Annotated in this window: 7 protein-coding genes; 5 read left to right on the plus strand and 2 right to left on the minus strand. The window is 54.2% G+C overall.

All coding sequences use genetic code 11. From position 1 onward, the window contains the following. Nucleotides 1–78: 78 nt before the first annotated feature. The gene (locus HMPREF3277_RS05975) at nt 79–1026 is read right to left on the minus strand and encodes a class I SAM-dependent methyltransferase (protein ID WP_070870351.1); all 948 of its coding nucleotides are present in this window, start codon (nt 1024–1026) and stop codon (nt 79–81) included. Between the two features lie 338 nt (nt 1027–1364). Here HMPREF3277_RS05975 and HMPREF3277_RS05980 point away from each other — a divergent pair, with 338 nt between their 5' ends. Continuing rightward, nucleotides 1365–2738, plus strand: coding sequence for a DEAD/DEAH box helicase (locus HMPREF3277_RS05980; RefSeq protein WP_070870352.1), 1374 nt, complete (start codon nt 1365–1367; stop codon nt 2736–2738). A 178-nt stretch (nt 2739–2916) separates the two neighbouring features. On the opposite strand, the gene HMPREF3277_RS05985 is transcribed toward HMPREF3277_RS05980, so the two are convergent. Next, nucleotides 2917–3498: a superoxide dismutase gene (locus HMPREF3277_RS05985; RefSeq protein ID WP_003777725.1), complete on the minus strand. Its 582-nt coding sequence runs from the start codon at nt 3496–3498 to the stop codon at nt 2917–2919. Nucleotides 3499–3762: 264 nt separating this feature from the next. Between HMPREF3277_RS05985 and miaA the strand changes: the two genes are divergently transcribed. From miaA to HMPREF3277_RS14900, 4 genes are all read left to right on the plus strand, one after another. Next, a complete protein-coding gene (gene miaA / locus HMPREF3277_RS05990; RefSeq protein ID WP_070870353.1) occupies nt 3763–4704 on the plus strand; it encodes a tRNA (adenosine(37)-N6)-dimethylallyltransferase MiaA in 942 nt (313 codons plus the stop codon). A gap of 15 nt (nt 4705–4719) precedes the next feature. After that, the gene (gene tadA, locus HMPREF3277_RS05995) at nt 4720–5442 is read left to right on the plus strand and encodes a tRNA adenosine(34) deaminase TadA (protein WP_070870357.1); all 723 of its coding nucleotides are present in this window, start codon (nt 4720–4722) and stop codon (nt 5440–5442) included. Nucleotides 5443–5603: 161 nt separating this feature from the next. After that, nucleotides 5604–6509 (plus strand): oxygen-dependent coproporphyrinogen oxidase, encoded by a 906-nt coding sequence (hemF, locus tag HMPREF3277_RS06000; RefSeq protein ID WP_070870354.1) that lies wholly within the window; start codon nt 5604–5606, stop codon nt 6507–6509. Then, complete coding sequence (locus HMPREF3277_RS14900) at nt 6509–6673, plus strand: hypothetical protein (RefSeq protein WP_003760121.1); 165 nt, start codon at nt 6509–6511, stop codon at nt 6671–6673. The genes hemF and HMPREF3277_RS14900 overlap by 1 nt, the downstream gene beginning before the upstream one ends. Nucleotides 6674–6721 lie beyond the last annotated feature (48 nt).

Consider the following 6721-nt stretch of genomic DNA (forward strand, 5'->3'; position numbering starts at 1 on the left):
ATTTGGGGGCCAGTTCAGTTTTCAGACGACCTTTGGGCAGATAAACCGTTGGGTATTTCAACCAAACGACGAGGACAGTCAGGCTTTGTGTCTGATTTCCCAACACTGATGGATTTTCTTGTTGCGGAAATCGTCGGGAACGGATTGTTTGGAAATGTCTTTGACGGCGTATTGTTCCGATACCGAGTCGTCCAAGACGAAGCTGCGCAAGTTGTTGGAGAAGTACAAAAGGCCGTCTAAAGCGAGCAGGTTCATCGCGCCGTCAATCAGCTTTTTGTGGTCGCGCTGGATGTCGAGGATGTCGAGCATCTTTTTGCTGTTGGAGAAGCTGGGCGGATCCATGACGATGAGGTCGAACTGTTTGCCTTCGGCAGCGGCGTTTTGCAGGTATTGGAATACGTCGGCGCGGACGATTTTGTGTTGTTCGGGGCTGATGCCGTTGAGTTCGAAATTGCGTTTCGCCCAATCGAGATAAGTGTTGGACAAATCGACGGTTTCGCTGGACGCTGCGCCGCCGGTGGCGGCATAGACGGTGAAGCTGCCGGTGTAGGAAAACAGGTTGAGGAAGCGTTTGCCCGCTGCGGTTTCGCCGACTTTTTTGCGCGTGTTGCGGTGGTCGAGAAAGAGGCCGGTGTCGAGGTATTTGTCGAGGTTGACCCAAAACTTGCGGCCGTTTTCAGTGATAATGAAATCGTCGCCGGTTTTGCCGGTTTTCTCGTATTGCTGCAAGCCTTTTTGGCGTTCGCGGCGTTTGAGGTGGATTTGTTCGGGCGCAAAACCGGTAACGAAGGCGATGGCTTCCAATACTTCGGTAAGCCACGCTTCGTATTCTTCGGGCTGCATCAGCCAGCCGGTATCGTATTCCTGAAGGTGGATTTGGTCGCCGTAAACATCGACGGCAAAGGGAAATTGGGGGATGTCGCGGTCGTAAATGCGCCAGGCTTCGATGCCGTTGCGTTTCGCCCATTTCATGAGATGTTTGATGTTTTTGCCCATGCGGTTGGCGAAGGGTGTGATGTCGGTCATGGTTTCAGACGGCCTGAATAAGTATTGGGAAGGGTTTGAATTTTAACGCACTTGATGCCTTTTTGCTTGACCGTTGTCCATAAAATCTATATTATCCGCCGTTCGCCTTTTTATACGAAGCCATCGTCTTCCAACCTAAACCGCCGTTTCGGGCGCGTTTCTTTATATTGCTTGCATATTTGCCAAGCCTTTCTGTGCAGGTTGTCGTCGATGTTAACCACAAGCAAGATGCTTGCGACAACCCTGTAACTTCACATTTCCCGTATCGTTACTTTCCTTTGCTTCAGGTCGTCTGAAAACCGTTCAGACGTGCGCGTTGTTGTCTCTTTAGGATAGCCATGTCTATTAAATTTGCCGATTTGAACCTTGATAAAAACATTTTGTCCGCCGTGCGCAGCGAAGGTTACGAAAGCCCGACGCCGATTCAGGCGCAAGCCATTCCGTTTGCTTTGGAAGGCCGCGACATCATGGCTTCGGCGCAAACCGGCTCCGGCAAAACCGCCGCCTTCCTGCTGCCGACTTTGCAGCGGCTGACCAAACGCAGCGAAAAACCGGGCAAAGGCCCGCGCGCGTTGGTGTTGACGCCGACCCGCGAATTGGCAGCGCAAGTCGAGAAAAACGCGCTGGCGTACGCCAAAAATATGCGTTGGTTCCGCACCGTCAGCATCGTCGGCGGCGCATCGTTCGGCTACCAAACCCGCGCCCTGAGCAAACCGGTCGACCTGATTGTCGCCACGCCGGGCCGTCTGATGGACTTGATGCAAAGCGGCAAAGTCGATTTCGCCCGCTTGGAAGTGCTGATTTTGGACGAAGCCGACCGTATGCTGGACATGGGCTTTATCGACGACATCGAAACCATCGTCGAAGCGACTCCGACCGACCGTCAGACTTTGTTATTCTCCGCCACTTGGGACGGCGCGGTCGGCAAACTCGCGCGCAAACTGACTAAAAACCCTGAAATCATCGAAGTCGAGCGCGTGGACGACCAAGGCAAAATCGAAGAGCAACTGCTGTATTGCGACGATATGCGCCACAAAAACCGCCTGCTCGACCACATCCTGCGCGACGCCAACATCGACCAATGCGTGATTTTCACGTCCACCAAAGCCATGACCGAAGTCATCGCCGACGATTTGTACGAAAAAGGTTTCGCCGCCAACTACCTGCACGGCGACATGCCGCAAGGCTGGCGCAACCGCACGCTGATGGATTTGCGCAAAGGCCGCTGCAAAATTTTGGTTGCCACCGACGTCGCCGCACGCGGTATCGACGTGCCGACCATTACCCACGTTATCAACTACGACCTGCCGAAACAGGCGGAAGACTACGTTCACCGCATCGGCCGCACCGGACGGGCAGGGCGCACGGGTATTGCGATTACCTTCGCCGAAGTGAACGAATACGTCAAAGTACACAAAATCGAAAAATACATCGGCCGTAAATTGCCCGAGCTGACCGTCGAAGGCATGGAACCGACCCGCAAGCGCAAATCCGCAGGCGGCAAGCCGAAAGGCAAAGGCGGCTGGGGCGATAGAAAATCCGGCGGCTGGCGCGGCGATAAGAAACCGGGCAAGGAAGGCTTCGGCGGCAAATCACGCGGCGAAGGTTTCAAAAAAGAAGGATTTAAGAAAGGCGGCGAAGGCTTCAAAGGCAAACGTAAAGCCAACGATTCTTTCGGCTCGAAACCAAGCCGTCCAGCGAAAAGAGGCTGATGCTAAAGTCAAATCAATAGCGGATATAGTGGATTAAATTTAAATCAGGACAAGGCGCGGCAATGCCGTACTGGTTTAAAGTTAATCCACTATAAGGAGAAATTTTGATACCGCGTTGCCTAACAAAAAGGTCGTCTGAAAATCGATTTCAGACGACCTTTTATTTTAAACGTTCAACTTAAGCAGCAAAGCGTTTGGCGACTTCGTCCCAGTTGACGATTTCCCAGAAACCTTTCAGGTAGTTGGGACGGCTGTTGCGGTAGTCGATGTAGTAGGCGTGTTCCCATACGTCGCAGGTCAGCAGCGGAGTGTTTTCAGTGGTCAGCGGAGTTGCCGCGTTGGAAGTGGAAACCAAATCCAATTCGCCGGCAGGGGTTTTCACCAGCCATGCCCAACCGGAACCGAAAGTGCCTGCCGCGCAAGCGGAGAATGCTTCTTGGAATTTTTCGAAGCTGCCCCATTTAGCGTCGATGGCGGCGGCCAGTTCGCCGGAAGGTTTGCCTTGACCTTTAGGCGTGAAACCCAGCCAGTAGAAGGTGTGGTTCCAAGTTTGGGCTGCGTTGTTGAACACGCCGCCTGAAGATTTTTTCACAATCTCTTCCAAAGGCAGGTTTTCAAATTCGGTACCTTTGATTTGATTGTTCAGATTGGTGATGTAGGTTTGATGGTGTTTGCCGTAGTGGAACTCCAAAGTCTCTTTGCTCAGATGTGGGGACAATGCGTCCAGTTCATAAGGCAGTTGTGGCAGCTTATGTTCCATTTTAGTGCTCCTAAATTATTTATATATGATTGTATTTTGGTAGTGTTCGTCGGATGGTGCGGGTGTTCGCCCGCATCAGGCAACGGCTGCCATTTTACCTGCTTTAGATTAAAGAAACTAGGGCAGGCCGATATTTCGATCCTGTTGCAGTTTGAGAAAAATTGAGGGAAATCGGGTGTCGATACAGATATTTATCATGAATGAAGCAATGATTTCAGACGACCTTTTGCTATAATCCGTCCGTTTCCCCAAGCCCCTTTTGATATGAACACCCCAAAAGCCTTTGCCATCCTCGGCCCGACTGCCGGCGGGAAAACCGCCCTTGCCTTGAAAATCGCCGAAGCCCTGCCGGTTGAAATCATCAGCCTCGATTCCGCGCTGGTGTACCGCGATATGGACATCGGCACGGCAAAGCCGACCGCCGCCGAGCTTGAAGCCGTGCCGCACCACCTTATCGACATCATCCCGCCGACGGAGTCTTACAGCGCGGCGGAGTTTGTCGGCGACTGCGTGCGGCTGGCGGAGGAAATCCGCGCGCGCGGCAGGCTGCCTTTGATGGTCGGCGGCACGATGATGTATTTCCACGCGCTGACCGAAGGCTTGAACGACCTGCCCGAAGCCGATGCCGCCGTTCGCGCCCGGTTGCAGGAAGAAAAACAACGATACGGCTTGGCGCATCTGTATCAAAACCTGCAAACCATAGACCCTGAAACCGCAGGTCGTCTGAAACCGAACGACAGCCAACGTATCGAACGCGCTTTGGAAGTGTACCGCCTGACCGGCAAGCCCTTGAGCGCGCATTTTGCCGAAAAAGCCGACTACACCCCGCCGCTCGACCTTTGCACCACCGCCCTGATTCCCGAAAACCGCGCCTTGCTGCACGAAAACATCGCCCGCCGTTTCACGCAGATGCTGGAACAAGGCTTCATCGACGAAATGCGCGCCCTGCGCCAAAAATATCCCGAGCTGACCGCCGATATGCCCTCCATGCGCTGCGTCGGCTACCGGCAGGCATGGGATTACCTCGAAGGTTTGACCGATTACGACACCTTTGTCGAAAAAGGCATCGCCGCCACCCGCCAGCTTGCCAAACGCCAACTCACTTGGCTGCGCAAAATCCCATTGGCGCACAGCATCGACCCATACACTGACGGCAACCACGTTCAGACGACCTTGGCACTCGTCCGCCGCCATTTCCAAATCTAAAACGCCATGCCGACCCTGTTGACCACACCGCCCGTCGCCCCGCAAACCTTAGCCGCCCTGCAATCCCTCGGCATCCGCAGCATAGAGGAGCTGCGCTGCACAGGTTCCGTCCAAGCCTTCCTGCTACTCAAAGCCGCCGGACTGACCGTCACCCGCAGCACGCTTTGGCAACTCGAAGCCTTGCTGCTCGGCATCAAACCGCAAGAGCTGCCGCAAACGCAGAAAACTGCTTTGGAACAAGCCCTTAAAAACCATCCGCCCGTTGCCGTTTTCCCCACGTCGTCTGAAATGGAAACCTTCATGCGCGCCGCCTTGGTGCAGGCGGAACAATCCGCCCGCATCGGCGAAATCCCTGTCGGTGCGGTCGTCGTCTCCAACAAACAAATCATCGCCGCCACCCACAACACCTGCGTCAGCGACCACGACATCAGCCGCCACGCCGAAATCCGCGCCCTTGCCGCCGCAGGTGCCGCCCTTCAGAACTACCGCCTCGACGGTTGCGACCTCTACATCACGCTCGAACCCTGCGCCATGTGCGCCTCCGCCATCATTCAAGCCCGCGTCCGCCGCGTCATCTACGGCGCGGCAGAACCCAAAACCGGCGCGGCGGGCAGCGTTGTCAATCTGTTTGCCAACCCGCTGCTGAACAAACACACGGCAATCAAAGGCGGCATCTTGGAAGACGAATGCAAAGCCGTTTTGCAGGCATTTTTTCAGACGAGGCGCAAACAGTATTAAGCGCAAAAAAGGTCGTCTGAAAACTTAAATTCAAGATTTCAGACGACCTTTTGAGAGATTGCGAACTTTGTTTCATCCCGTTTTTCAGCAATTCTGATAAATATCCGGCGCGCCGTATTAAAATACGGTTTTCAGACGACCCCATCCATAAGGAACCAGCCATGCACACCGAAGCCGTTTTAACCGTATTGAAAAACCTGCAAAACCAAATCTGCGCCGCGCTTGAACAAGAAGACGGCGGGGCGGTGTTTGCGCGTGAAGAATGGACGGGCAAGTTGGGCGTGGGCGAAACCCGCGTATTGAAAAACGGCGCGGTATTCGAGCAGGCGGGCGTGAATTTTTCGCATGTGAAGGGCAGCAAAATGCCCGCTTCGGCGACGGCGCACCGTCCTGAACTGGCGGGCGCGGCGTTTGAGGCGATGGGTGTGTCGCTGGTGATTCATCCGAAAAATCCGTATGTACCGACCAGCCATGCGAACGTGCGCTTTTTTATCGCGTATCCGGAAGGCGGCGAGCCTGTGTGGTGGTTCGGCGGCGGCTTTGATTTGACGCCGTTTTATCCGTTTGAAGAAGATATTTTGCATTGGCACACGGTGGCGCGGGACGTGTGCGCGCCGTTTGGGGAAGCGGTTTATCCCGAGTTCAAAAAATGGTGCGACGAGTATTTTTACCTGAAACACCGCGGCGAAACGCGCGGCGTGGGCGGTTTGTTCTTCGACGATTTGAACCGCTGGGATTTCGACACCTGCCTGAATTTCATCAAGGCGGTCGGCGAAGGCTATATCGGGGCGTATCTGCCGATTGTGGCGAAACGCAAAAACACGCCGTACGGCGAACGCGAGCGCGATTTCCAGCTTTACCGGCGCGGGCGTTATGTAGAATTTAATTTGGTTTGGGACAGGGGCACGCTGTTCGGCCTGCAAAGCGGCGGACGCACGGAAAGCATTTTGATGTCCATGCCGCCTTTGGTGCGTTTCGAGTATCAATACGCGCCGGAAGATGGTTCGCCCGAAGCGCGGCTGAACGAGTTTCTCACTGCCCGCGACTGGCTCTCGGAGATGCAATAATGGCGGATAAACGCAAGCCCGACGCCCATCCTTCGGATAAATTCATCCTTGCTATGATTGTCATGGCGGTGTTCCTGGTGATCATCATCGGCGGCGGATTTATCGCCGTAGAATATTTTAAGGCGCATCCCGAAGTGTTTGAATTGAAGCCGCCTGCAAAATAGTTTAGGAAGAAAGACAAAAGGTCGTCTGAAACTTTTCAGACGACCTTT

Origin of the sequence: Neisseria sp. HMSC70E02 (assembly GCF_001838645.1) — a bacterium.
Taxonomy (GTDB): Bacteria; Pseudomonadota; Gammaproteobacteria; order Burkholderiales; family Neisseriaceae; genus Neisseria; species Neisseria macacae.

Bases quoted from the DNA above. Each gene is read 5' to 3' on its own strand.
- HMPREF3277_RS05975 (WP_070870351.1), bottom strand. From the start codon at position 1,026: ATGACCGACATCACACCCTTCGCCAACCGCATGGGCAAAAACATCAAA.
- HMPREF3277_RS05980 (WP_070870352.1), top strand. From the start codon at position 1,365: ATGTCTATTAAATTTGCCGATTTGAACCTTGATAAAAACATTTTGTCC.
- HMPREF3277_RS05985 (WP_003777725.1), bottom strand. From the start codon at position 3,498: ATGGAACATAAGCTGCCACAACTGCCTTATGAACTGGACGCATTGTCC.
- miaA (WP_070870353.1), top strand. From the start codon at position 3,763: ATGAACACCCCAAAAGCCTTTGCCATCCTCGGCCCGACTGCCGGCGGG.
- hemF (WP_070870354.1), top strand. From the start codon at position 5,604: ATGCACACCGAAGCCGTTTTAACCGTATTGAAAAACCTGCAAAACCAA.
- HMPREF3277_RS14900 (WP_003760121.1), top strand. From the start codon at position 6,509: ATGGCGGATAAACGCAAGCCCGACGCCCATCCTTCGGATAAATTCATC.